Origin of the sequence: Cupriavidus sp. UME77, from assembly GCF_014170355.1 — a bacterium.
Classification (GTDB): domain Bacteria; phylum Pseudomonadota; class Gammaproteobacteria; order Burkholderiales; family Burkholderiaceae; genus Cupriavidus; species Cupriavidus basilensis.
Map to the genome: position 1 here is coordinate 25,158 of NZ_LZZU01000095.1, position 25,744 is coordinate 50,901.

The window sequence follows — 25,744 nt, forward strand, 5'->3', positions numbered from 1 at the left end:
TACATTTTTGTCAACAACACTTTTCGGGACAATAAGTTCCGTTTTGATAAACAGACCGGAGACACACCATGAGCGAACACCTGCCTGAAGCCATCAAGACCACCGCGCTGCCCGCCACCACCGGCCCGCAAGAGATGACCCCGTCGGAAGCCTTTGTCGAGACCCTGGCCGCCAACGGCGTCACCGACATGTTCGGCATCATGGGCTCGGCCTTCATGGACGCCATGGACATCTTCGCCCCCGCCGGCATCCGCCTGATCCCCGTCGTGCACGAGCAAGGCGCCGGCCACATGGCCGACGGCTATGCCCGCGTCTCGGGCCGCCACGGCGTCGTCATCGGACAGAACGGCCCCGGCATCAGCAACTGCGTGACCGCCATCGCCGCCGCTTACTGGGCACATAGCCCGGTGGTCATCGTCACCCCGGAGGCCGGCACCATGGGCATTGGCCTGGGCGGATTCCAGGAAGCCAAGCAGTTGCCCATGTTCCAGGAGTTCACCAAGTACCAGGGCCACGTCACCCACCCCGCACGCATGGCCGAGTACACCGGCCGCTGCTTCGACCGCGCCATGGCCGAGATGGGGCCGACCCAGCTCAATATCCCCCGCGACTACTTCTACGGCCACATCAAGGCCGAGATCCCCCAGCCCCAGCGCCTGGACCGCGGCCCCGGCGGCGACCAGCGCCTGAACGAAGCCGCCGAGCTGATCGCCAAGGCCAAGTTTCCCGTCATCATCTCCGGCGGCGGCGTGGTCATGGCCGATGCGATTGACGAATGCCAGGCCCTCGCCGAGCGGCTGGGCGCCCCGGTGGTCAACAGCTACCTGCACAACGACTCCTTCCCCGCCAGCCATCCCCTGTGGTGTGGCCCGCTGGGCTACCAGGGCTCCAAGGCGGCCATGAAGCTGCTCGCCCGCGCCGATGTCGTCATCGCCCTCGGCTCGCGCCTCGGACCCTTCGGCACCCTGCCCCAGCACGGCATGGACTACTGGCCCAAGCACGCCAAGATCATCCAGATCGATGCCGACCACAAGATGCTCGGCCTGGTCAAGAAGATCTCGGTGGGCATCTGCGGCGATGCCAAGGCCGCTGCCGTGGCACTGACCGCGCGCCTGGCCGGCCGCACCCTGGCCTGCGACGCCTCCCGCGAAGACCGCGCCGGCCAGATCGCCGCCGAGAAGGCCGCCTGGGAGAAAGAACTCGACGAGTGGACCCACGAGCGCGACCCCTACAGCCTGGACATGATCGAGGAGCAGAAGCAGGAGCGCACGCCCACCGGCGGACACTACCTGCATCCGCGCCAGGTCCTGCGCGAGCTGGAGAAGGCCATGCCCGAAGACGTGATGGTCTCAACCGACATCGGCAACATCAACTCGGTGGCCAACAGCTACCTGCGCTTCAACAAGCCGCGCAGCTTCTTCGCCGCCATGAGCTGGGGCAACTGCGGCTATGCCTTCCCCACCATCATGGGCGCCAAGGTGGCCGCGCCCCACCGCCCGGCCGTGTCCTACGCCGGCGACGGCGCCTGGGGCATGAGCCTGATGGAGACCATGACCGCCGTGCGCCACAACATCCCCGTGACGGCCGTGGTGTTCCACAACCGCCAGTGGGGCGCGGAGAAGAAGAACCAGGTGGACTTCTACAACCGCCGCTTCGTCGCCGGCGAGCTGGACAACCAGAGCTTTGCGGAGATCGCCCGCGCCATGGGCGCCGAGGGCATCGTGGTGGACAAGCTGGAAGACGTCGGCCCGGCGCTCAAGCGCGCCATCGACCTGCAGATGCACCACGGCAAGACCACCATCATCGAGATCATGTGCACCCGTGAGCTCGGCGACCCGTTCCGCCGCGACGCGCTGGCAAAGCCCGTGCGCATGCTCGACAAGTACAAGGACTACGTCTGAGCGCTGAGCAGACAGCGGACAGCACACAACTGAGCAGACAAGCACGTGATCATCCCTTGCCCGGACATGCCGGGCAAGGGATGATCCGGACCCGGCGGCAGGCGGCGCATGCGATACGCGCCGCCTGCCGCAACCCGCTCCGGTGTCATCGAGCGCGGCCACGGCCCCCGGCGGCGAGCCATTCGCCGACCTACGAACTACTATATAAGCCGTGGCGCGTGACCCCTGGGCAGAGCAGGAGACAAGCAAAGTGATTCACCATCAGCAGCAGCAATCCAGCGGCCTGAAGCACGGGCTGAAACAGCGCCACATGACCATGATCGCGCTGGGCGGCGTCATTGGCGCGGGCCTTTTCGTCGGCAGTGGCGTCGTCATCAAGTCTGCCGGCCCGGCGGCTGTCATTTCCTTTCTCATCACCGGCTTGCTGGTGGTGCTCGTCATGCGCATGCTGGGCGAAATGGCTTGCGCGCTTCCCACCGTGGGCTCCTTCTACGAATACGCCCGCGAAGCCTGGAGCGACCGCCCGGCGATTGGCGAGCTGGCCGGGTTCCTGACTGGCTGGATGTACTGGTATTTCTGGGTGATCGTGGTTGCGCTGGAGGCCGTGGCCGGGGCCAGCCTGGTGCAGTTCTGGCTCCCTGACGTTCCCGCGTGGAGCATCAGCCTGGTGCTGCTGGTGATGCTCACGCTCACCAACCTGATCTCGGTGAAGTCGTTTGGCGAATTCGAGTTCTGGTTCGCCTCGATCAAGGTGGCGGCCATTGTGGTGTTCCTGTTCCTGGCCGGGCTGTTCGTGCTCGGCATGTGGCCGGGCGCTACCGCCAGCGTGGCACACCTCACCGTGCATGGCGGCTTTGCGCCTAACGGGATCATGCCGGTGTTGACAGGCGCGGTAGCGGCGACGGGGTTCTACTTTGGCGCCGAGATCGTGACCATCGCCGCGGCGGAAACCGCCGAGCCGCAAAAGGCGGTGGCCAGGGCCACCAGCTCGGTCATCACCCGCGTGCTGGTGTTCTATGTGGGCTCGGTGCTGCTGGTGGTGTGCCTGGTGCCGTGGAACTCCGCCGGCATCGCCACGCCGTATGTCAGCGCGCTCAATGCCATGCGCATCCCGGCCGCGGCACAGATCATGAACGCCGTCGTGCTCACCGCCGTGCTGTCGGCGCTGAACTCCGGGCTGTACGCCTCGTCGCGCATGCTGTTCGCGCTGACCAAGCGTGGCGATGCGCCCAAGGGGCTGGCCAGGCTGAGCCGCAACGGCGTGCCGGTCAGGGCCATCCTGTTCGCCACGCTGTTCGGCTATGGCGCGGTGGTGATGTCCTATGTATCGCCGGACAAGGTCTTTGCCTTCCTGGTCAACTCCTATGGCACCGTCGCCATCTTTGTCTACATCCTGATCGCCATCTCGCAGCTGCGCCTGCGTGCCCGCCTGGAGCGCGAGGCGCCGCACCGGCTCAAGGTGCGGATGTGGGCCTTCCCCTACCTGACCTGGATCGCCATCGCCGGCATGGTCGGCATCGTGGTCGCCATGGCCTTTATCCCCGACCAGCGCACTCCGCTGCTGCTGGGCGTGGCCAGCCTTGGCATCCTGGTGCTGGCGTACGCCGTGCGCCAGCAGCTCCGAAAGCACGCCGCCGCCGCGCCGCTGGGCAAGGTGCGGCGGGCTGACTGACACGCCCAGCGCCTGAACCAGCTTGCCGCGATGCGTGCCATCGCGGCCTTCCCTCCCAACGCCTTGCAGGCCGCCGCGGCCATCTTCCGCGCCGGCCCGCCCGCGCCTGCCCGGCCGTGTACCTGATGCGCGGCATGCCGGGGGCGCACTGGCCCAAACGATTCATCGGATCTGGCCCTACAGCATTGCGCGTCACCTCTCTATGCTGCAGTCATAAGCCGCACAGGTCCGGCGCCCGGATCACCAGCACCATCAAGGACATCAAGGAGACTCAAATGGCAAACCCCCAGGTAACCGCAGCCACCCTGCAAGCCTTCAGCGACGCGTGGAACCGCCACGACATCGAAGCGCTGATGGGCTTCATGGCCGAGGACTGCGTGTTCCACGCCGTGGCCGGCAGCGAGCTGTTCGGCCGCAGCTTCGAAGGCCGCGCCGCGGTACGCGAGGGCTTCCAGCTGGCCTGGCAAGCGTTCCCGGATGCAGCGTGGCTTGACGGCGAGCATTTCGTCGCTGGCGAGCGCGGCGTCAGCGAATCCACCTTCCGCGGCACCAAGGCGGACGGCACGCGCATCGAGGCGCGCATGGTGGACGTGTTCACCTTCCGCGACGGCAAGATCGCCGTGAAGAACGCGTACCGCAAGGATCGCCCGCCCGTTGCCGCCGCCAGCGCCGGCGCCGCCAACTGATTCCAGCTCCGCCAGAGGGCATTTGAGGATGACAAACATGGACGCCACCGCCGCAAGACTGATCCTGCCCGAAGGCCGCGCCACCGCGCCTTCGAAGCCGTACGACCCGGCCTACGACCCGCTGGTCGCGCCCACGCCCGGCCAGGGCCGCGAGTACGCTCCCACCTACTGGATCGGCACGGCCGGCGAGCCGCCGCCCGACGATGGCCCGATCACGCACGATATCGACGTGGACGTGGCCATCATCGGCTCCGGCTTCACCGGCCTGACCTGCGCGATCTTCCTCGCGCAGGAGCACGGCATCAAAGCGACCGTGCTGGAAGCCAACCGCGTGAGCTGGGGCTGCAGCACGCGCAACGGCGGCCAGGCCCAATGCGCCTCGGGCCGGCTCAAGCGCTCGCAGTGGATCCAGCGCTACGGCCTGGACACCGCGCTGCGGCTGCATGAGGAGGTGTGCGACGGCATGGAGACCTTCAAGGACCTGATCAAGGACATCGACTGCGAACCGCAGCCCGGTGGCCACCTCTACATCGCCCACCGCGCCAAGGTCATGCCCGCGCTGGAAAAGGAAGCCAAGGTGCTGCGCGACGTGTTCAAGTACGATGCGCGCATCCTGGATGCCGACACCGTCAAGCGCGAGTACGTCGACGACAAGGAAGCCGCCGGCGCCATGCATGAGCCCGAAGGCATCGGCATCCATGCCGGCAAGCTGGCCTTCGGCTACCTGCGCCGCGCGCGCGCGCTGGGCGCCAAGGTGCATCCCTCCAGCCCGGTGCTGAGCTGGGAGACGCGCGGCGGCGTGCATTACCTCAGGACGCCTGGCGGCATCGTGCGCGCCCGCGCGGTGGGCGTGGCCACCGGCGGCTACACCTCGCCGAGCCTGCACGCGCAGCTCAAGAACCGGCTGTTCCCGATCCTGTCGAACTCCATCGTCACGCGGGTGCTGACGCCCACGGAGCGCGAGGCGTGCAATTTCCGCACGACGCAGGTCATCACCGATACCCGCATCCTTCGGCACTACTACCGCCTGATGCCGGACGGCCGCCTGCAGATCGGCAGCCGCAGCGCCATCACCGGCAACGATGCGCCGCAGCATAAGTACAAGGACAAGCTCATTGCCGACCTGCACCGCAAGTTCCCTGCGCTCGAAGGCATCCAGATCGACTATTCTTGGTGGGGCTGGGTCGATGTGAGCCATGACATGATGCCGCGCATCTTCCAGCCGGACCCGGCCCAGACCATCTACTACGCGATGGGTTACGGCGGCAACGGCGTGATGTATTCCGCGCAGGCGGGCAAGCGCATGGCGGCGCTGATCGCGGGCAAGAGCGCGGGGCCGGAACTGCCGATCTTCCGCTCGGCGCTGCCGTTCCCGAATGTGCGCGAGATGGTGGAAGCGCAGGCGTTCGCGCCGTTCCGCCGCTTCGGGCAGTGGTTCCTGTATCGCTGGTATCACATGAAGGATGAAGTGATCTGAACCGGGAAGGTTGAAGGTTGAAGGCGAGCAAAGGCGGGGTCCCCCAGGAACCGCTATCCCCACTCAAGACGAGGAGCCAGGCATGGGCCGAGGCCAACAATCCGTACCCCCGCAGCCAGGCCGGCGCGGCGTGCTGCGCTCGCTCGGCGCGCTGGGCGCCGGCGCCGCGCTGACCCACCCGGCGCTGCAAGCGCTGGCGGCCACCGCCGCCGATGCGCGCATCGAGATGCCGTTCGAGAACGGCGAGCGCGAACTGGTGGCCTTCCCCCAGAAGCGCCCGCTGATCCTGCTGACCAGCCGGCCGCCGCAGCTGGAGACGCCATTCAGCGTGTTCAACGAGGGCCCGATCACGCCCAACGATGCCTTCTTCGTGCGTTACCACTGGAGCGGCATCCCCACCAGCATCGATCCGCAAACCTACCGGCTGCGCGTGGGCGGCAAGGTCAACGCGCCGCTGGAACTCTCTCTCGACGAGATCAAGCGCCTGGCCACCCCGGTGGACCTGGTGGCGGTCAACCAGTGCTCGGGCAACAGCCGGGGCTTTTTCTCCCCGCGCGCCAACGGTGGGCAACTCGGCAACGGTGCCATGGGCAATGCGCGCTGGACCGGCGTGCCCCTGAAAGCCCTGCTGGACAAGGCCGGCGTGCAGGCCGGCGCCATGCAGGTGAGCTTTGACGGCATGGACCGCCCGCCGCTGGAAGGCGGCCCGGACTTCGTCAAAGCGCTGGCCATCGACCACGCGCTCGACGGCGAGGTCATGCTCGCCTGGGCCATGAACGGCGCGGACCTGCCCATGCTCAACGGCTATCCGCTGCGCCTGATCGTGCCGGGCTACTACGGCACCTACTGGGTCAAGCACCTGGCCGATATCCAGGTGCTGGACAAGCCGTTCGATGGGTTCTGGATGAACGCGGCCTATCGCATCCCCGACAATCCCTGCGCCTGCGTGGCGCCCGGCACGGCGCCCGCGCGCACGGTGCCGATCAACCGCTTCAACGTGCGCTCTTTCATCACCAGCGTGGCCGATGGCGCCAGGGTGCCGGCCGGGCGCCAGACCGTGCTGCGCGGCATCGCCTTCGACGGCGGCCATGGCATTGACGAGGTGGCCGTGTCGACGGACGGCGGCCGCACCTGGCGCGCGGCGCAACTGGGCAAGGACCTGGGCCGCTACTCCTTCCGCGAATGGACGGCGGCCTTCACGCCGCCAAGGAAGGGCGAGTACGAACTGAAGGTGCGCGCCAGCAACCGTATCGGCCAGAGCCAGCCGCTCACCGCGCTGTGGAACCCCGCCGGCTATATGCGCAACGTGGTGGAAACCACGCGCGTGGTGGCAGCATGAAGGAGGCCGCCATGCAATTCGCCAAGCCCTTGCGCCGCCACGCCGGGATACTCGCCCTTGCCCTGTGCGCTGCCAGCATGGCCAGCGCCGCGCAAGCACTGGAAATCACGCTGCCGCCGGAGACCGCGCGCTACACGCCGAGCGACCTGCCCGGCTATCGCCTGGTGCAGCAGAACTGCATGACCTGCCACTCCGCGCAGTATGTGCTGACGCAACCGCCATCGTCGCCGCGCGGCTACTGGGAGGCGACGGTCAAGAAGATGAAGAAGCCCTTCGGCGCGCCGTTCGCGGATGAGGACATTCCCGCCATGGTCGACTACCTGACCAAGACCTATGGCGCGGAGCGCACGGCCTACGCCACGGCGCAAGGCAGCGCGCCGGCGCCGGCCGCCCCTGCCACGGTTGCCGGCAGCCATGATCCCCAGGCCCTGCTCGCGGCCAATGGCTGCACCGCCTGCCACGCCGTCGACAAGAAGGTGGTGGGGCCAGCGTTCAAAGAGGTGGCGGCCAAGTACGCGAACCAGCCGGGCGCCGCGACGCTGGTGGCGCAGAACATCCGCGCGGGCGGCGCGGGCAAGTGGGGGCAAGTGCCAATGCCGGCCTATGCCGCGCTCTCCAAGGAAGACCTGCAAAGCCTGGCGGGGTGGATCCTCGGCCGCTGAGAGGCCGAGGCGCCGGACTGCGGGCAACCCGCATTTCCCCGGCGCGCGGCTTCGCCCATAATCTGCCGCACACGACAACGGCCCGGCGCACCTCCACAACAGCGTCCACGGCATCGGCCACAGCAACGGGAGCGGCATGGCAAGCGTAGGCAAGGCAAACACGTTCTGGAACCGGCTGCTGCAGCTTTCCTCCGACTCCGGCGTCAGCCTGCAGGCGCAGTTGCGCCAGCAGCTGGTGTCGGCCATTCTCGCCCGGCAGTTGCCGGAAGGCAGCGCCCTGCCCTCCAGCCGCGAACTGGCGGCCACGCTGGGCATCGCCCGCAACACGGTGATCCTGGCTTTCCAGCAACTGGTCGAGGAACGCTTCCTGGAGACCAAGCCGCGGCGCGGCTACTTCGTGGTGGAACAGTTGCCCAGCGCCGCCAGGCCCGGCTCGGCGCAGGCACGGGCCATTAGCGCGGCCATGCCCGAGGACGCAGGCGAAGGCGGCCCGGACTGGGACGCGCGACTGCCGGACATGACCGGCAAACGTGCGATCGTCAAACCCAGCGAATGGCAAAACTATCCCTACCCCTTCATCTACGGCCAGTTCGACCCCGCGCTGTTTCCCACTGCCGACTGGCGCGAATGCTCGCGCATGGCGCTGGCCGTGCTGGAGATCCGGGGCTGGGCGTCGGACCTGATCGACCGTGACGATCCACTGCTGATCGAGCAGTTGCAAAAGCACATCCTGCCGCGCCGGGGCGTGTGGGCCAACCCCGACGAGATCATGGTCACCATGGGCGCGCAAAACGCGCTCTACCTGCTGGCCGACCTGCTGATGCAAGGCGCGCGGGTCGGGCTGGAAGAGCCTGGCTATAACGATGCGCGCCATATCTTCGGCATGCGCGCGCGCGAGGTGGTGCCGCTGGCGGTGGACGAGTCCGGCCTGTGCCCCGACCAAGCGCTGGCCCAGTGCGACTACGCCTTCATCACGCCCAGCTACCAGTGCCCCACCACGGTCACCATGCCGCTGGAACGGCGCGAGACGCTGCTGCTCGAAGCCCGCCGCCACGACGTGGTGCTGATCGAGGACGACTACGACACCGAGAACCCCGCGCTGACCCAGCCCATCCCCGCACTGAAAAGCCTGGACCGCGATGGCCGCGTGATCTACGTGGGCAGCCTGTCCAAATCCTTCGTGCCCGGCATCCGGCTCGGCTACATCGTCGCCCCTGCCGCCGTGATCCGCCAGGCGCGCGCGCTGCGCCGCTTCATGCTGCGCCATCCGCCCGCCAACAACCAGCGCGCCACGGCGCTGTTCATCTCGCTGGGCCACCACGACGCGCTGCTGCGGCGCGTGGCGCCCATCTTCCAGCGCCGCGCCGAGATCCTGCGCGACATGCTGGCGCGCCACCTGCCGCAGGCGCGCGCGCGCAACTCGCCCGGCGCGTCATCGTTCTGGGTGGAAGGCCCGCCCGGGCTCGACGCCCGCAAGCTGGCCGCGATCGCGCTCACGCACGGCGTCATCATCGAGCCGGGGGATGTGTTCTTTTCTACCGATGCGCCGTCGCCGCACTTGCGCATGGGCTATACGGCCATTGCGGAAGAGCGGATCGAGGAAGGGGTGAAGCTGCTGGGGCAGTTGATCGGGCAGGCGATGGTGCGCTGACGGCCCGGTGAAGGCCCGGTGAAGGCCCGGTGAAGGTGCAAAGCGCGGCGGCGCACGCGATGCGTTGGTTTGCTCCGCCTTACCCGCCTTACCCGCCTTACTCGAACACCGGCCGGAAGAAACTACGCTCGTAGCTGACGATGCATTGCGTTTCCTGCGCGTAGCGGAACGCCGCCTGGCACTCCGGATCGTCGAAGGACTGGTTGCGATACACCTCGTACAGCGCAAGGGTGGGGAAGGAGAACAAGGCCAGCGCCACGTTGTTGGCGCCTTCCGACGGCAGGAAATAGCCATGATGCTGGCCGCCGAATTTCTCGACCAGCGGAATCCACAGCTTGCCGTAGTGCTCGAACTCCTTGAGCTTGTTGGCGTCGACGATATAACGCAGGTAGCAGGTGATCATGGTGGGGTAGTTGTCCTGGGTTGATTTTGCTTTGACGATGCTGCCTTCTCTTTTTCTGTCTCTTGCCTCAGCCGCCCGCCGCGCCGCCGCCAAACCCGATGACTTCCGACGCCAGCGCCCGGATCGGCCGGCCGAAGCTGGTGATGGCCGGCAGCGTGGCGTTGTGGTGGCGCCGGATCAGCTCGGCGCTGGCGTGCGGCTTGTCGTGCGTGGTGTGCGCGTCGGCGGCGAGCGTGATCGAATAGCCAAGCCCGGCGGCGCGGCGCACGGTGGTGTCCACGCAGAACTCGGTGGCATAGCCGCAGATGACCAGGTGCTTCGCCCGCAGGCGGTCCAGCAGCGCGGCGAGCTCGGTATGCAGGAAAGAGTCGGGCGTGGTCTTGCGCACGCGGTGGTCGTCGGCCGCTGCGACCAGCGTGCGCTCCAACTCCCAGCCTGGCGAGCCGAACGATAGCGCGCCGCCAGCCTGCTCGTGCTGCACGAACACCACCGGCACGCCCGCTGCGCGCGCCCGTGCCGCGAGGCCGTTGATGCGGCCGAGCACGGCATCGGCATCGCCCGGGCGTGGCGCATCGTCGAACAGGCCACGTTGTACGTCAATCACGATCAGAGCGGTTTGCATCGAATGAATGGCCGGCGGCCCGTAGCTGGATAGCCGCCAGCATATGCGAGCGCCCGCGCGACCGCAACGCAATGCGCCGAAATCAATGCAAAGGCGGCGAGGCCAGCTTGACCCCACCATCCGCCGGCGTGCCACGATCAAGCCGAATGGCCAGCAGCGCCACGGCCACGGCCGCTACCGGCACCAGTGCCGCCACCCGGGTCACCGCGCCAAGCCCCGGACCGCGGGTGATGACCACCCCGCCCAGCCACGCCCCAATGGCGTTGCCCAGGTTGAAGGCGGCGATATTGAAGCTTGACGCCAGGCTCTGCCCTGCACCGCTGGCACGCTCCAGCACCCACATCTGCAGCGGCGCCACGGTTGCGAAGGCGGCCACGCCCAGCAGGCCGATGAAGATCACGGACAGCACCTTGCTGTGCAGGACAAAACTCATCAGCCCGAGCACCACGGCCAGCGCCAGCATGCTGCCAAGCACGGTGGCCTGCAGATGGCGGTCCGCCAGCTTGCCGCCAAGCAGGTTGCCGGCCACCAGGCCCACGCCGAAGACCAGCAGGATGGGCGAGACGGCGCTGTCGGCAAAGCCGGTGATCTGCGTCAGGATCGGCGCGATATACGTGAACACCGCAAACACGCCGGCGTAGCCCAGCACCGTGGTCAGCAGCCCCAGCAGTACCGGCCGGCGCATCAGCGCGCGCAGGTCGCGGCGCAGGTCGGGGGCTTGCGGTGCTTCGCGCTCGGCCGGCACCGCCAAGGCAATCACCAGCACCGCCAGCAAGCCAACGGCGGCCACCGCCCAGAAGCTGGCGCGCCAGCCGTAGGCCTGCCCGAGCCAGGTGCCGAACGGCACTCCGAGCACACTCGCCACCGTCAGCCCGGTGAACATCACGGCAATGGCCGAGGCGCGCTTGTGCGGCGCAACCAGCCCGGTGGCAACCACCGAGCCCACGCCAAAGAACGTGCCATGCGCCAGCGCGGTGAGCACCCGCGCGGCCATCAACAACGTATAGTTCGGCGCCAGCGCGCAGGCCGCGTTGCCGATGGTGAAGATCACCATCAGGGCCAGCAGCGCCGTCTTGCGCGGCCAGCGGGCGGTCAGCGCGGTCATGACCGGCGCGCCGGCCACCACGCCAAGCGCATAGCCGGAAATCAGCAGGCCCGCCGCCGCGATGGAGACGCCGAGGTCGGTCCCGACCTCCAGCAGCAGGCCCATGATGATGAATTCTGTGACGCCGATGCCGAAGGCGCCGGCGGTCAAGGCATAGAGAGCGAGTGGCATAGGGAGTATGTGAAGCGGTATGCGATACGGGTTACATGCAATCCGGGAAGTCAAGGAAGTCCAGGAAGCCGGAGCAGCATGCAGCGAAGTATGGGGACGGGGAGATTGGTGCGGTAGACTGCCCGCACGAACAACATTTATGAATTGAATTCACAATGTCGAGGCTCGAAGTCAACCGCTCCGGCGAGATGGAAGTGTTCGTGCGGGTGGTGGAGCTGGGCGGTTTCTCCGCCGCCGCGCGCGCCTTGCGCATGACGCCGTCGGCCGTAAGCAAGCTGGTGGCGCGGCTGGAGGCCCGGCTCGGCGCTCGCCTGGTCAACCGCTCGACGCGCCGCATCGAGCTCACGGCGGAAGGCAGCGCCTTCTACGAACGCGCCGTGCGCGTGCTGGCCGACCTGGACGATGCCGAACGCGGTGCCGCCGCCAGCGCCGCGCCCCACGGCCGCGTGCGCATCAATGCCAACGTGCCCTTTGGCGATCACTTCCTGCTGCCGCTGGTGCCGGAGTTCCTGGCGCTGTATCCGGACATCCAGCTCGATATCGTGCTGACCGACCAGGTCATCGACCTGATGGAAGAGCGCACTGACGTGGCGATCCGCGCCGGCGAGCTGAAGAGCTCGCAGCTGATGGCCCGCAAGCTGGGCGAGACCCGCATGGTGGTGGTGGGCGCGCCCGCCTACCTGGCGCGTTGCGGCACGCCCCGCGTGCCCGCCGACCTGGCCGGGCACAACTGCCTGAAGCTAGGCTACGCGCGCGCGATCGAAGGCTGGCCGATGCTCGAAGGCGGGCAAGCCACCATGGTGGCGCCGCTCGGCAATGCCATGACCAGCAATGGCGACGCGCTGCGGCGGATCGTGGTCGGCGGGCTGGGGCTGGCCAGGATGGCCGTGTTCCAGGTCCGCGAGGACATCGCCGCCGGGCGGCTGGTGCCGCTGCTCGAAGCGTTCAACCCCGGCGACCTGGAGGCGGTGCACGCGGTGTACCTGGGCCAGGGCCGCCACTTGCCGGCGCGGGTGCGGGCGCTGCTGGATTTCCTGGCGCAGCGGGTGGAGATGGGGGCTTAGGCACGCGGATCCGTCGGGACGCCTGGCTTGCTACAAGAGCCGATCACGCGTCTAATCATTCAGGGTGGGCAAAGGCGGTCAGGAGGCGATATGCGCTGCACGAATTGCGGCTACGCGAACCTCGCAGGCGCCAACTTCTGCGAGGCGTGCGGGGCGCGGCTTGCGCGCATGTGCCCGCAGTGCGGCGAGGAGGCCACCTCCATTGCCAGGTTCTGCCGCGCCTGTGGCGTTGCGCTCCTGGATTCCCCATCAGCATCGCCCGTGCCTTCCAGGCCATCAGTCGCGTCCCCTGTCCACTACACGCCACCCCATCTGGCCGGGCGCATCCTGGCTGAGCAGGCGGCAATGGAGGCCAGGGGCGGGACGGCAGGTGAACGCAAGACCATCACGGCTCTCTTCGCCGATATGGCGGGCTCAACCGCCTTGACCCAGGACCTGGACCCGGAGGAAACGCGCCGCCTCATCGACCCCGTCGTGACGCTGATGATGGAGGCCGTGCACCACTACGAAGGCTACGTGGCCAAGTTCCTGGGCGATGGCATCCTGGCGCTGTTCGGCGCGCCCATTGCCCACGAGGACCATGCCCTGCGGGCCCTGTACGCAGCCCTGCGCATGCAGGAAGCGATGCGCCGGCACAGTGACCGGGTCCGTCTGGAGCAAGGCATACCGCTTCAGATCCGGATCGGCATCCACACGGGCGAGGTCGTGGTGCGCTCGATTCGCAAGGATGACTTGCATACGGACTACGATCCGGTCGGGCACACGATCCACATCGCCTCGCGCATGGAAGGTATCGCTACGCCGGCATCCATCCTCGTCAGCGAATCCACCCATAAGCTGACGGAGGGGTATTTCGAGTTCAAGGCCCTGGGCACCACACATGTCAAAGGCGTCCGGGATGCGCTGGCGGTCTATGAGGTGATGGGCCTCGGCGCCATGCGCACGCGCCTGCAAGTCGCGGCGCACCGCGGCCTGGCCAGGTTTGTGGGCCGCCAGGCCGAATTGGAACAGTTGCACAACGCGCTGGCGCTGGCCGAGGCGGGCCGAGGGCAGGTCGTTGCGGTGGTTGGCGAGGCCGGGGTCGGAAAATCCCGGCTGTTCCACGAGTTCAAGGCGCGATCGCAGGCAGACTGCCTGGCGCTGGAGACCTTCTCGGTTTCGCACGGCAAGGCCTTCGCCTATTTACCGTTGATCGAGCTTTTGAAAAACTACTTTCAGATCACCGCGCAGGACAGCGACCGAAGCTGCCGCGAGAAGGTGACCGGCAGGCTGCTCACGCTGGAGCGTTCCCTGGAACGCCATCTGCCCTACTTGCTCTATCTGCTCGGGAGCATCGAACCCGGCTCGGCACTGCCGACCATGGACGCTTCGATCCGACGTCAGCGCACCTTCGAAGCGATTGCCTGCCTGCTGGTGCGCGAGAGCGTGAATCAGCCCCTCGAGATCATTTTCGAGGATCTGCAATGGCTGGACAGCGAAACCGAGGCCTTCCTCAATCTGCTGATCGACCATGTGCCGGGGGCAAGGATCATCCTGCTGGTCAATTACCGCCCGGAGTATTCCCATGACTGGGGCGCCAAAGGCAACTACACCCGGCTGAGTCTGCAGCCATTGGGCCCGGCCGAAGCCCAGGGACTGCTCTGCGCGCTGCTCGGTGATGATCCCAGCCTGGTGCCGCTGAAGCGACTCATCCTGGACAAGACCGAAGGCAATCCGTTTTTCATGGAGGAAGTGGTCCAGACACTGGTCGAGGAGACCGCCTTGCTCGGCCAGCCCGGCTGCTACCGCATCGAGAAGGCGCCCGCCTTGCTGCACATCCCCACCACCGTCCAAGGCGTGCTCGCGGCCCGTATCGACCGGCTCCCGCTCGCCCAGAAGGACCTGCTGCAGACCCTGGCCGTGATCGGCAAGGAGTTTCCATTAAGTCTCATCCTGCACGTCACCGGCCTGGCCGAAGACAAGCTGCGCCCGCTTCTGGCCAACCTGCAGGCGGCGGATTTCATTTACGAGCGGCCCGCATTCCCGGAAATCGAGTACGCCTTCAAGCACGCGCTGACGCAGGAGGTTGCCGGCAATTCGCTGCTTAGCGAGCGGCGCAGCGCGTTGCATGAGAGTACGGCCCAGGCCATCGAGGCCCTCTTCCATGGTCGGCTGAAGGACTACTGCAGCGAACTCGCGCACCATTACAGCCATAGCGGCAATATCCCGAAGGCGGTCGCCTACCTTCACTGTGCCGGCCAGCAGGCCCTGCAGCGTTCGGCCCAGGCTGAAGCGATCCGGCACCTGAGCACCGCCATCGAACTGCTCAAGCGGATGCCGGATAACGCCGAACGCACGCGCCAGGAACTCACGCTGCTGCTCACCCTCGGCCCGGCCCTGATGGCTGCTCGCGGTCAGGCCTCCCCGGCTGTGGAGGCGAACTACAAGCGCGCGCTGGCCTTGTGCGAGCAGGAGAGGCAAACACCATACGCGTTCTCGGCTCAGCTCGGACTGTGGGCGTTTTATCAGCTGCGTGCGCAATACGAGATCGCACACCCACTTGGGGAACGGCTGCTTGGCCTCGCCCTGCAAACGCACAAGCCTAAGCAGCTTGCCGAGGCGCATCGCGCGATCGGCGCCACGGTGTTCCGCCTTGGCAAGCTGGACATGGCCCGCGACCATATAGAACAGGTGCTGGCATTGCAGCGCCCGGACCCGCCGGTGTATGACTTTCTCATGGGATACGGGCGCGATCCGGCCGTCCACGCCATGAGCACATTGGGCTGGGTCCTGTGGTACCTCGGCATGCCGGATCAGGCCCGCACGCGCAGCCAGGAGGCCCTGGCGATGGCCAGGACGCGCCCCGACGCCTTTAACCTCGCACTTTGCCTTGTCTTCGCAGCTGAAGTGCACCTGTGCCGCAGGGAGGTGCAACTGACCCGAGAGTACGCCGAGGCCGCCATCGCGGTCTCGTGCGAGCAGGGATTCCCGATCTATCTGGCGTGGGGCACCGTCCTGCTAGGCTGGGTGCTGGCCGAACAAGGGCATCATGCGCAGGGGATAGCCCAGATACAGCGGGGCCTGGCCGCCTATCAGGAGACCGGCGCAGCGCTGGGACAACCCAATCTCCTGGCCCTGCTCGCGCATGCCTACGGACGGGCGGGGCAAATCCAGGCCGGACTGGATGCGCTGGCCGAGGCGCAAGCCTTGGCGGAAGAGACGGGAGAGCGGCTTGACGAAGCGACGCTGTATCGCCTCAAGGGAGAACTGATACTCCGGCAGTCAAGCCTGGCGCCCTTCCCGACCACCGGCAGCGATGAAGCTGAAGCATGCTTTCAGAAAGCGATCGCGGTCGCCCGCGCCCAAGGTGCCAGGTCACTGGAACTGCAGGCCGTGCTGAGCCTGGCCGTCCTATGGCGCCAACAAGGAAAGCTGAACGCGGCGCGCGATGCGCTGGCGGCGATCCATGGCAGCATCCGCGAGGGCGCCGATACCGCCGACTGGCAAGAGGCCAAAACCCTGCTGGATGATCTGACGCGGCAAATTGGCACGACCCCGGTGCCTTCTCCCGAATGACCCAGATGCAAACCCGCTTCCTGGCACTGTGGTCGCGTTCAGGCGGCACGCAGGCTGTCCAGGCCTATGCGGATCTTGCCCGCTGCTATGCCGAGCCGGCACGGCACTATCACACGCTCCACCATGTTCGCCGCTGCCTGCGCGATCTGGACTGGGCGCGCAGCGCGATTCCCGATACTGACGCCGTCGAGCTGGCGCTCTGGTGTCACGACGTCATCTATATTCCCGGGGCGCACGACAACGAGCAACGCAGCGTTGAGTGGCTCCGCTACTGGGCCCGAGGCCGGATAGCCGCAACGGAACGCATCGCCGGGATGATCCTGTGCACCTCGCATGCTGGCATGGCCACGGATCTGGCGGGCCAATTTACCGCCGACATCGACCTTGCCGTGCTGGGTTGTGCCCGCGCGCGCTTTCGCCAGAACGGCGCGCACTTACGGGCCGAGCGTCCTGACCTGGGTGAGGTTGCCTATGATTGCGCCGAGCGGGCGTTCCTGGGCGCCCTGCTCGATCTGCCTCGCATCTATCAGACCGATCTGTTCCATGCCCGCTATGAAGCGCGCGCACGCCGCAACCTGGCGTGGCGGCTTGCGCAGCCGGCGGCATCCGGGGCCTCGTCTTCCTTCAAAGAAATTCCCCTCTGATGTCAACGGTCGAACGCTGGCCAATGTGGTCGTAGTGCGCCTCCAGCCACGTCCCGGCCTCAGTCCTTCCCTTGTCACGCAGCGAACAAAGGAAGGCCCAGTCGGCGTTGTACTTGCTCGACACGCCCAGCGCGGCCATCGTCTCATCGGACCGGATCGAGTGGATCATCATCTCCTTCATTTCACTGCGGTCGACCTTGCCTTGCTGGATCAGCGAAGTCACGAATGCGATGGCGCGCATCTCTCGGATGAGGGATGAGTTGAAGCTGACTTCGCTGACGCGATTGAGGATGTCCGCGGCCGTGGTCGGCACCCCACGGCGCACGATCGGATTGATGTGCACAATCACGACATCGTGGGTATTGCAGTGATAAATCAACGGGAAAATCGCCGGGTTGCCCACATAGCCGCCGTCCCAATAGTGCTGGCCATCGATGGCCACTGCCTGGAACAGCGTTGGCACGCAGGCTGACGCCAGTACCGCGTCGATGCACAGGTCGTGGCCTGAAAAGATGCGTATCCTTCCGGTCTCGATATTGGTCGCGCACAGGTAAAGATGAATGGGGCAGCGCTGGCGTAACGCCTCGAAATCTACCTGCTTGGCCAACACATCCCGCAGCGGATTCATGTTGTTGGGATTGAACTGGTATGGCGACAGGAGACGCAGAACGATGTCGGCCATCGCATACAGCGGAGAATGGTCCAGGCCCAGGGTATGGGTTCCCTTGATCCACGGCACCCAGCGCAGCGGGCTGTATCTTTGCGCCGATTGGGCGATGGCGAGCCAGAAGTCGTGCAGCGCCTGGCGCGCGCCGTCGCGCCCGCCCTGCAACAGCCCATAAGCCAGCACGGCGGCATTCATGGCGCCCGCACTCGTCGCGCTGACGCCCTCGATGCCGAGCCGCCCGTCCTCGAGCAGCCGGTCGAGGACCCCCCATGTAAACGCGCCATGCATGCCACCGCCCTGCAGTGCAAGGGCCACAGCTTTCTGCTCCCCTTTCTGTTCCCCACTGTCAGGACTCATGCGACGCTCCCCTTCCATCCCTGACAAGCCGGCGATAGCGGTGGCTGGATAAGCGCCCACGGTCCGTCGTCAAGTATTGCTTTGGCCACGTCCTTTGCGCGCGCGAAACAACGCAAAGGCTAACAAAAGATATTTGAAGTTAACACCTTGATGCGCATTTTGTTAGGGCTTCTTAGCGCTTGGTAACGGAAAGGCGGCGCCAATGCGCGAGGTAATCCCAGCGCGCGTTACCGGTTACCGGTTACCGGTCACCGCTCATCGGCCGCCTGCAGCCCCTTCTCCACCATATCCAGCAACCGCTGCCCGATCTGGTGTGCCTGCCCTGGCGACATCGCCACCATGCGCAGCGGCCCGTCGATGACCAGCATCGATAAGCCATGCACGGCGGACCACGCGAGGTATTCGGCGCCGGGACGGCGCGCCGTGGACAGCACGCCGGCCTCCATCATCCGGTCCAGCGCCGCGCCGAGCAGTTGGTAGGGATTGAGGCCGCTGTCGCCCGCCTTGTCAGGGACCGGCACGCCTTCCAGTTCGTCCGGCACCGAGAATGCCGTGCGGAACAGGCCAGGCTCGGCGAGCGCGAACTGCATGTAGCCGGTGCCGACCGCGCGCAGGCTGGCGCGGGCGAAGTCCGCGGGCGGCGCGCTCTCGTCCAGCGCGGCAAGCTCCGCCTCGATGGCTTGCGCCAGCGCCGCAAGCGCGGCGGCACGCACCGCTTGCAACAGGTCCTGGCGACTGGCGAAGTGCCGGTAGGCGGCGTTGGGCACGACCCCGGCGCGCCGGGTGGCCTCGCGCAGCACGACGGCATCCGGGCCCCCATCACGCGCCAGTTCGATGCCGGCGTCGAGCAACGCGCGGCGCAGGTCGCCATGCCGGTAGGTGCTGCGGGGCGTTGGGATGGCAGGGGGGGTGGCTACCGCCGCATCCTCGGGAACGGCGGGAACGGCAGTGCCGCCGGCGTCGGCCGAATCCGTTGAACTCGCGATGCGCGCGGTGCGCGCGGTGCGCGCGGTGCGCCGGATGCTTGAAGAGCGCTTTGCGCCGGTCATTTCCTCACCATGTGGACAGCGTCCATTTTCTTTACTATTGTAGTGGACAGTGTACACATGATTGAGCGAATCGGCGCCACGACACCGCGCCCCCCTTGGCTCAAGGAGCAAAGATGGTGAACACCTCCCTGCCCTCCCAGCCCGCGTCGCACCCTGGCAGCGAAGCCGAAGTGCGTGCCCTGGTCGACACCCGGGTCAGCGCCATGCGCGCGAAAGACGGCGTTGTCATGATGCGCAACTATGCTGAAGACGTGGTCATCTTCGATGTGGCGCCGCCCGTGCACTTGCGCAGCCCGGAGGCGCGCCACCGTTTGTTTTCGCAAGATCGCTGGCCGATGGCTGGTGGTGCATGAGCACGCATCGATGCCGGTGAGTTTCAACCCCTGACGCGTTTCAACCCTGGAAGTGGAAAGGAGACAAGATGCTAGTCCAACCCTATCTGTTCTTTGAAGGCCGTTGCGAGGAAGCGGCTGAGTTCTACAAGCGCGCCGTAGGCGCCGAGGTGGTCATGATGATGCGCTTCAAGGAGGCGCCTGCGCCGGAGTCTTCCCCGCCCGAAGGCGCTTGCGCGCCCGCGGCCGGCACCGAAGAAAAGATCATGCACATGTCCATGCGCATCGGCGAAACCACGGTGATGATGTCCGATGGCCGGTGCACGGGCAAGCCCGATTTCCAGGGCTTCTCGCTGTCCGTGACCGTGCCCGACGTAGCCAGCGCCGACCGCGTGTTCAATGCCCTGGCCGAGGGCGGCCAGGTGATGATGCCGCTGGGCAAGACCTTCTACTCGCCACGCTTTGGCATGACGGCCGACCGCTTCGGCTTGTTGTGGATGGTCATTGTCATGGAGTCCTGAACCGCGCTGCATCAGACTGATGCTGGAAGCCACGCCAGTCACGTCGGCGTGGCTTTTTCATTGCTCGTTATGTTGCATATTGTGTTTTTTGTTGGCAAACTGTGGCAAGACAATCCCAGCGCCCTCCGGCGCGCTTTTTACACAGGTGCCTCCATGTCTGCCTCTCCCCGCCGCCCCGTTCCCGAGCACGCCCGCGTCGTCATCGTCGGCGGCGGCATCATTGGCTGCAGCGTGGCCTATCACCTCACCAAGCTGGGCTGGAACGACGTCGTCCTGCTCGAGCAGGGCCAGCTCTCGTGCGGCACCACCTGGCACGCGGCCGGGCTGGTGGGGCAGTTGCGCGCGCAGGAGAGCATGACCAAGCTGATCCGCTACTCCACGCGCCTGTACAGCGAGCTGGAGGCCGAAACCGGGCTGGGCACCGGCTGGAAGCAGTGCGGCTCGTTGTCGGTGGCGCGCGCCGCCGAGCGCATGACGCAGCTCAAGCGCACCGCGGCCGTGGCACGCGCCTACGGCGTGGACTGCCAGGTCATCTCGGCGCGCGAGGCGGGCGAGCTATGGCCGGTGATGCGCACCGACGACCTGCAAGGCGCGGTATGGCTGCCGGGCGATGGCAAGGCCAATCCCACCGACCTCACCCAGGCGCTGGCGCGCGGCGCGCGCACCCGGGGGGCGCTGATCGTGCAGGACACCAAGGTCACCGCCATTCATACCCGGGATGGCCGCGCCAGCGGCGTCAGCTGGCAGGACAAGGACGGCGCCCGCGGCACCATCGGCGCTGAGATCGTGGTCAATTGCGCGGGCCAGTGGGCCAGGCAGGTGGGCCAGCTGTGTGGCGTGACGGTGCCGCTGCATTCGGCCGAGCACTACTACATCGTCACCGAGCGCATCGCCGGCGTGCATCCCGACCTGCCGGTGATGCGCGACCCGGACGGCTTTATCTACTTCAAAGAGGAAGTGGGCGGGCTGGTCATGGGCGGCTTCGAGCCCAACGCCAAGCCCTGGGGCATGCAAGGCATTCCGGAGCCGTTCGAGTTCCAGTTGCTGCCCGACGACTGGGACCAGTTCGAGATCCTGATGCACCACGCGCTGCAACGCGTGCCGGCGCTGGAAACGGCGCAGGTCAAGCAGTTCTACAACGGCCCGGAATCCTTTACGCCCGACAACAACTTCATCCTGGGCGAGGCGCCCGAGCTGCGTAACTTCTACGTGGGCGCGGGCTTCAACTCCATGGGCATCGCCTCCGCCGGCGGTGCGGGCATGGCGCTGGCCGAATGGATCGTCGCGGGCGAGCCCACCATGGATCTGTGGCCGGTCGATATCCGCCGCTTTGCCGGCTTCAACGGCAACCAAAGCTGGCTGCACGACCGCGTCAAGGAGACCCTGGGCCTGCACTACGCCATGCCCTGGCCCAACCGCGAGCTGGATACCGCGCGGCCCTTCCGCCGCTCTGCGCTGTATGCGCACCTGCGCGACGCCCGCGCCAACTTCGGCAGCAAGATGGGCTGGGAGCGGCCGAACTTCTTTGCGCCCGCCGGCGAGACGCCGGAGATCGCGTACTCCTTCGGGCAGCAGAACTGGCTGCCGTGGAGCGGCGCCGAACATCGCGCCTGCCGCGAGGGCGTGGCGCTGTTCGACATGAGCTCTTTCTCCAAGTACATCGTCAAGGGCGCCGATGCCGAGGCCGTGCTGCAGCAACTGATGAGCAACGACGTGGCCGTGCCCGCCGGCCAGACCGTGTACACCGCGATGCTCAACGAGCGCGGCACCTATGAGTCGGACCTGACCGTGACCCGGCTGGCACACGACCAGTACCTGCTGGTGACCGGCTCGGCGCAGACCACGCGCGACTTCAACTACATCGAGCGGTTGATCCCCGCCGACCAGCGCTGCGCCATCGTCGATGTCACCGGCCAGTACAGCGTGCTGGCGGTGATGGGCCCGTGCTCGCGCGCGTTGCTGCAGAGCGTGTCGCGCGCGGATTTCTCCAACGAAGCCTTCCCGTTCGGCAGCTCGCGCGAGATCGACCTGGGCTACGCCACCGTGCGGGCCACGCGCCTGACCTATGTGGGCGAACTCGGCTGGGAACTCTACGTGCCGGTGGAGTTTGCGGTGGGCGTCTACGAGACGCTCCAGGCCGCGGGCAAACCCCTTGGCCTGGCCAACGCCGGCTACTACGCCATTGAATCCCTGCGCATCGAAAAAGGCTACCGCGCCTGGAGCCGCGAGCTGACCACCGACATCAACCCCTTCGAGGCGGGGCTGTCCTTTGCCTGCAAGCTCGACAAGCCAATCCCGTTCCGTGGCCGCGAGGCACTGCTGAAGCTGCGCGCGGCCGGCGGCGCGGCGCAGGTGAAGCGCCGCGTGGCCGTGGTGACGCTCGACGGCGCCGGCCAGGCCATGCTGTGGGGCGGCGAAGCCGTGCTGCGCACCGGCCCGGATGGCGGGGTGCGCCCGGCGGGCTTTGTCACCTCGGCGGCCTTCGGGCATACGCTGGGTTGCCCGGTGGGCATGGCGCTCTTGCAGCGCGACGATGGCGCGGCCAATGCCGAGTGGATTGCCGAAGGCACGTATCACCTCGACCTGGCCGGCGCTCTGCTGCCCGCCACCGTGCACCTGCGCGCGCCCTACGACCCGACCAGCGCGAGGGCCAAGGCGTGATGCTGATCGGCGCCACCGCGCACTACGTCACGGCGGAACTGGACGAGGGGCCCATCATCGAGCAGGAAGTGTCACGCGTGGACCATGCCATGGATGCGGGGGCCGGACGCTGGTGTTCCGATGAACACCGTGCGACGCCGGCCCGCAGGCGAGCGACAACGTAAAGCTCAGCCTTGCTTGCCGTCGGCGCCGGACGTGGCCGTTGCCTGGTTGGACTTCAGTGCGCAGGGCGTCTGCGCCTGCTGCTTTGCCTGCGCCTGCTTCTGGGCGCGCGCGCGTTCGATAACGGTCCAGTCGGGACCGGCAAAGGCGGGCAGCGAGGCAGCGAGGGCCGTGACGCTCATCAGCGCCAGCACGATGGTTTTCATGATTTGTCTTGAGACAGAATTGGCAATGGCATTGACATTGCGTGGAGGATCTTGAGACTTGCCGGTCCGGCCGTGGGTGGAGGGGTCCCAGGGCCGGACCGGCAGCGCTGTATCAGGCGCTGGCCTGGCGGTTGTCCGCCGCGCCATGCGCCGGCGGGGCCGACACACCGCTCAGGTCGCGCCCGGCGAGGTCCAGTGCCGCGGCTGCGCTGCCGTGCGCGCCGTCCGTGAACGAATCGCGACGGTCGCCAACGCGAGCGCCATCGGTGAAGGGGTCGCGGCGGTCGCCAACGCGGGCACCGTCGGTGAAGGGGTCGCGCTTGCCGTTGTGGAGTGTGTAGCCGTACTTGTCGCCGGCGTTGGTGCTATCTTTCGGACCCGTTGCACCGGCTTGCGTTGCGGCCAGGAAGCAGACGCCGAAGGCGGCTGCGGAAACAAGGGTCGTGAAGCGCTTCTTATTCATGATTGCTGCTAAATTCCAGATTGGGCGGCACTTTCCACTGGGTGTGGAGCGGGATAGGCGGATTCTTGCGTCCCGCATGTCGTCTGTTTCGCCTTTTGATCTGCACCGCGTATTCACTGCGTTCGATGCATTGAGCAGCGCGGTACAAGCACACAGTGTAGCCACGGCAGATCATTCCTGGGATGAATTAAACGTCTCACTTCCAGTCGAATTTTTCACAACAGAAAACCGCGCGAGCCGCGCATGAACGATTGATGAACTCGGGGTCGGCCCGCGCAACGACGCCAGAATCCTTTTGAAATGGCATCTAAGGCGCCAGGGCGCCATACACCAGGCTTCGGTCAGGCGGCGCGATCCCAGGCCTGCAGTTGTTCGGCCGTGGCACCCGCCCCGCCGCAGACGATGACCAGCACGTCGCTCGCCGCTGTCACCGCTGCAGGCTTGCGCTCCAGCGCGGCCAGCGCAGCGCCGCATGCGGGCTCCACCACGATCCGGTGCTCGGCCAAAAAGCGCAGGCACGCGCCCACCGCTTCCTTGTCGGTGACCACCTCGCTGACGATCGGATGCAGCTTTGCCCACTCGAGCGCTTTGGCGCAAGGGCTCTTGGCACCCAGCGAGGTCGCGATGCTGGTGATGGCGGGCAGCTCGACCTGCGCGCCGGCCGCCAGCGAGGCAGCGTAGGCATCCGCACCAACGGTCTCGGCCGCGATGACGGGCACATCGTGCCAGCCATTGCGCTCCAGCCCGGCCAGCACGCCGCAAAGCAAGCCGCCACCGCCTACCGATAGCACCACCGCGCCCGGCTTGACGCCTGCGGCGGCCACCTCGTCGATCATCGTCGCGTGGCCTTCCCACAGCAGGGGATCGTCAAAGGGGTGGATAAACGCGTACTCCGGGCGCATCAGCGAGAGCGCATGATCGTTGGCCTCGCTCCATGCGCGTCCGTGCACCACCAGTTCGGCGCCTTCCGCCGCGATACGCTCGCGCGCCGCGGCAGAGGTGGTCTCGGGCACGACAACGGTCACCGGCACGCCAAGCAGCCGCCCGCTGTAGGCGACGGCAATGCCGGCATTACCGCCCGAGGAGCACACGAAGCGTTTTGCGCCCCACTCCTTGTAGGTCTGGCATGCATGGCCGATGCCGCGCGCCTTGAACGAGCCCGGGGGCTGCAGCGCCTCCATCTTGAACCACACCGATCGCCCCAACCGTGCCGAGTAGGACGTGGATCGCAGTAGCGGGGTGACGATGTGCAGGCTCACGGGCAGGGCGTTGTCAGCATGGGGCATAGCGGCGCTTCTTGGTTCTGGCATGAAGAACCTTGAATGGTAGAAGCCTGCCGCCTATGCGGTCAAATGCCTATCAAGCCTGAAAGCTATACTTCCAGCGCATAGCAACATTCAGAGGCAACCGGCAGAGCATGCGAAACATCGAAACGCGGCACTTGCGCTACTTCATCGCCGTCGCGGAAGAAGGCAGCATCCTTGCGGCATCCCGGGCGCTGAACATCACGCAGCCGGCCTTGTCGCGGCAGATCCAGGATCTGGAGGCGACGATCGGCGCACCATTGTTCGAGCGGCATGCCAAGGGCGTGCAACTCACCGATGCCGGCACCAGCCTGCTGCACGACGCGAAGCAGTCGCTGCTACAGCTGGAACAGGCACGCGACCGGGCCTATCGCATTGCACAGGGCCAGACCGGCTCGTTTTCGCTCGGCATCATGCCCAGCTACCTGGCCTCGCCGGTAACGCTGGCGATCCTTGCGCACTTCCGGGAGCACAACCCGGACATCCTGCTCTGCATCGAGCCGCTGTTGTCGTTGCAGCAGGCACAGGCTATCCGCGGCGAAGAGCTGGACGGCGGCATCATGGCCTGGCGCACGCCGGACGATGCCAGCCTGAGCGGCATCGCGCTGTACCGGGAGCGCTTTGTGCTAGCCGTGCCGGCGCAGCATGTCGCGCCGGCAAAGCGCGCGCGGCGGCTGGCCGACATCGCCGGCGAACGCTTTGTGTGGTTCAACCGCGAGAAGTCAAGCGCGCAGCACAGCCTGCTGATTGCGGCGTGCGCCAAGGCCGGGTTCACGCCGCATATCGTCCAGATCGGCACCGACACGCCAACCATCCTGGGACTGGTCGCCGCCGGCATGGGCTGCGCGCTGGTGCCCGCCAGCTCACAGCTGCACACGCCGCCCACCATCGCCTTCATCGCGCTGGCCGACCTGACCGATGGGGTCGATATCGAGTTCGTGTATTCGGCGGCGCGCCACTCGCCACGCGTGCAGCGCTTTATCGAATCGGTCCGGCATGTCACCGGCACCAAGGCTAAGCGCGCACGCGGCAAGGGATAGGGATAGGGATAGGGATAGGGCCGCAGCCAC

General features: G+C 66.6%; 23 protein-coding genes and 1 pseudogene. 16 read left to right on the plus strand and 8 right to left on the minus strand.

The window, feature by feature from the left end; translation table 11 throughout:
- Positions 1 to 68: 68 nt before the first annotated feature.
- The 7 genes from xsc to A9975_RS36145 all read left to right on the plus strand — a co-directional run bounded on the left by xsc (position 69) and on the right by A9975_RS36145 (position 9,388).
- A complete protein-coding gene (gene xsc, locus A9975_RS36115) occupies positions 69 to 1,901 on the plus strand; it encodes a sulfoacetaldehyde acetyltransferase (protein WP_183036917.1) in 1,833 nt (610 codons plus the stop codon).
- Between the two features lie 310 nt (positions 1,902 to 2,211).
- Entirely contained in the window at positions 2,212 to 3,573 is a 1,362-nt protein-coding gene (locus A9975_RS36120; RefSeq protein WP_183037000.1) for an amino acid permease, read from the plus strand.
- Between the two features lie 275 nt (positions 3,574 to 3,848).
- Positions 3,849 to 4,259, plus strand: a complete 411-nt coding sequence (locus A9975_RS36125; protein WP_183036918.1) for a nuclear transport factor 2 family protein — start codon at positions 3,849 to 3,851, stop codon at positions 4,257 to 4,259.
- Between the two features lie 37 nt (positions 4,260 to 4,296).
- A complete protein-coding gene (locus A9975_RS36130) occupies positions 4,297 to 5,736 on the plus strand; it encodes an FAD-binding oxidoreductase (protein ID WP_183036919.1) in 1,440 nt (479 codons plus the stop codon).
- Between the two features lie 82 nt (positions 5,737 to 5,818).
- A complete protein-coding gene (locus A9975_RS36135; protein ID WP_183036920.1) occupies positions 5,819 to 7,075 on the plus strand; it encodes a molybdopterin-dependent oxidoreductase in 1,257 nt (418 codons plus the stop codon).
- Positions 7,076 to 7,086: 11 nt separating this feature from the next.
- Entirely contained in the window at positions 7,087 to 7,737 is a 651-nt protein-coding gene (locus A9975_RS36140; RefSeq protein ID WP_255504253.1) for a c-type cytochrome, read from the plus strand.
- 136 nt (positions 7,738 to 7,873) lie between these two features.
- On the plus strand, positions 7,874 to 9,388 hold the full coding sequence (locus A9975_RS36145) for a PLP-dependent aminotransferase family protein (RefSeq protein ID WP_183036922.1): 1,515 nt from the start codon (positions 7,874 to 7,876) through the stop codon (positions 9,386 to 9,388).
- Positions 9,389 to 9,485: 97 nt separating this feature from the next.
- On the opposite strand, the gene A9975_RS36150 is transcribed toward A9975_RS36145, so the two are convergent.
- The 3 genes from A9975_RS36150 to A9975_RS36160 form a co-directional block, all read right to left on the minus strand.
- Positions 9,486 to 9,791 (minus strand): NIPSNAP family protein, encoded by a 306-nt coding sequence (locus tag A9975_RS36150; RefSeq protein ID WP_183036923.1) that lies wholly within the window; start codon positions 9,789 to 9,791, stop codon positions 9,486 to 9,488.
- 67 nt (positions 9,792 to 9,858) lie between these two features.
- The gene (locus A9975_RS36155; RefSeq protein ID WP_183036924.1) at positions 9,859 to 10,413 is read right to left on the minus strand and encodes a cysteine hydrolase family protein; all 555 of its coding nucleotides are present in this window, start codon (positions 10,411 to 10,413) and stop codon (positions 9,859 to 9,861) included.
- Between the two features lie 82 nt (positions 10,414 to 10,495).
- Positions 10,496 to 11,689, minus strand: coding sequence for an MFS transporter (locus A9975_RS36160; RefSeq protein ID WP_183036925.1), 1,194 nt, complete (start codon positions 11,687 to 11,689; stop codon positions 10,496 to 10,498).
- A gap of 155 nt (positions 11,690 to 11,844) precedes the next feature.
- Here A9975_RS36160 and A9975_RS36165 point away from each other — a divergent pair, with 155 nt between their 5' ends.
- The 3 genes from A9975_RS36165 (at position 11,845) to A9975_RS36175 (ending at position 16,952) form a co-directional block, all read left to right on the plus strand.
- Positions 11,845 to 12,753 carry a LysR family transcriptional regulator gene (locus A9975_RS36165; protein ID WP_183036926.1) on the plus strand — a complete coding sequence of 303 codons (909 nt, stop codon included), beginning with the start codon at positions 11,845 to 11,847 and terminating at the stop codon, positions 12,751 to 12,753.
- Between the two features lie 90 nt (positions 12,754 to 12,843).
- Positions 12,844 to 16,308 (plus strand): adenylate/guanylate cyclase domain-containing protein, encoded by a 3,465-nt coding sequence (locus A9975_RS36170; RefSeq protein WP_183036927.1) that lies wholly within the window; start codon positions 12,844 to 12,846, stop codon positions 16,306 to 16,308.
- Positions 16,305 to 16,952, plus strand: coding sequence for a hypothetical protein (locus A9975_RS36175; protein WP_183036928.1), 648 nt, complete (start codon positions 16,305 to 16,307; stop codon positions 16,950 to 16,952). Before A9975_RS36170 ends, A9975_RS36175 begins: the two co-directional genes overlap by 4 nt.
- Here A9975_RS36175 and A9975_RS36180 read toward each other — a convergent pair.
- Both A9975_RS36180 and A9975_RS36185 read right to left on the minus strand, forming a co-directional pair.
- Positions 16,933 to 17,976, minus strand: a complete 1,044-nt coding sequence (locus tag A9975_RS36180; RefSeq protein WP_183036929.1) for a patatin-like phospholipase family protein — start codon at positions 17,974 to 17,976, stop codon at positions 16,933 to 16,935. The genes A9975_RS36175 and A9975_RS36180 overlap by 20 nt on opposite strands.
- Positions 17,977 to 18,224: 248 nt before the next feature.
- Entirely contained in the window at positions 18,225 to 19,025 is an 801-nt protein-coding gene (locus tag A9975_RS36185; protein WP_183036930.1) for a TetR/AcrR family transcriptional regulator, read from the minus strand.
- A gap of 113 nt (positions 19,026 to 19,138) precedes the next feature.
- Between A9975_RS36185 and A9975_RS36190 the strand changes: the two genes are divergently transcribed.
- The 5 genes and pseudogenes from A9975_RS36190 to purU all read left to right on the plus strand — a co-directional run.
- Positions 19,139 to 19,378, plus strand: coding sequence for a hypothetical protein (locus tag A9975_RS36190; RefSeq protein ID WP_370565985.1), 240 nt, complete (start codon positions 19,139 to 19,141; stop codon positions 19,376 to 19,378).
- Complete coding sequence (locus A9975_RS38690) at positions 19,350 to 19,412, plus strand: hypothetical protein (protein WP_370565984.1); 63 nt, start codon at positions 19,350 to 19,352, stop codon at positions 19,410 to 19,412. The genes A9975_RS36190 and A9975_RS38690 overlap by 29 nt, the downstream gene beginning before the upstream one ends.
- 34 nt (positions 19,413 to 19,446) lie before the next feature.
- A complete protein-coding gene (locus A9975_RS36195; RefSeq protein WP_183036931.1) occupies positions 19,447 to 19,878 on the plus strand; it encodes a VOC family protein in 432 nt (143 codons plus the stop codon).
- Between the two features lie 153 nt (positions 19,879 to 20,031).
- Complete coding sequence (locus tag A9975_RS36200; RefSeq protein ID WP_183036932.1) at positions 20,032 to 22,539, plus strand: FAD-dependent oxidoreductase; 2,508 nt, start codon at positions 20,032 to 20,034, stop codon at positions 22,537 to 22,539.
- A pseudogene (gene purU, locus A9975_RS36205) lies at positions 22,533 to 22,634 on the plus strand (formyltetrahydrofolate deformylase); the annotation flags it as partial. The gene A9975_RS36200 and the pseudogene purU, both read left to right, overlap by 7 nt.
- A gap of 72 nt (positions 22,635 to 22,706) precedes the next feature.
- On the opposite strand, the gene A9975_RS36210 reads toward purU, so the two are convergent.
- From A9975_RS36210 to A9975_RS36220, 3 genes are all read right to left on the minus strand, one after another.
- The gene (locus A9975_RS36210; RefSeq protein ID WP_183036933.1) at positions 22,707 to 22,907 is read right to left on the minus strand and encodes a hypothetical protein; all 201 of its coding nucleotides are present in this window, start codon (positions 22,905 to 22,907) and stop codon (positions 22,707 to 22,709) included.
- A gap of 112 nt (positions 22,908 to 23,019) precedes the next feature.
- Positions 23,020 to 23,370, minus strand: coding sequence for a hypothetical protein (locus tag A9975_RS36215; RefSeq protein ID WP_183036934.1), 351 nt, complete (start codon positions 23,368 to 23,370; stop codon positions 23,020 to 23,022).
- A gap of 341 nt (positions 23,371 to 23,711) precedes the next feature.
- On the minus strand, positions 23,712 to 24,629 hold the full coding sequence (locus A9975_RS36220; protein ID WP_183037001.1) for a pyridoxal-phosphate dependent enzyme: 918 nt from the start codon (positions 24,627 to 24,629) through the stop codon (positions 23,712 to 23,714).
- A 158-nt stretch (positions 24,630 to 24,787) separates the two neighbouring features.
- Between A9975_RS36220 and A9975_RS36225 the strand changes: the two genes are divergently transcribed.
- Complete coding sequence (locus tag A9975_RS36225; RefSeq protein ID WP_183036935.1) at positions 24,788 to 25,714, plus strand: LysR family transcriptional regulator; 927 nt, start codon at positions 24,788 to 24,790, stop codon at positions 25,712 to 25,714.
- Positions 25,715 to 25,744: the final 30 nt, after the last annotated feature.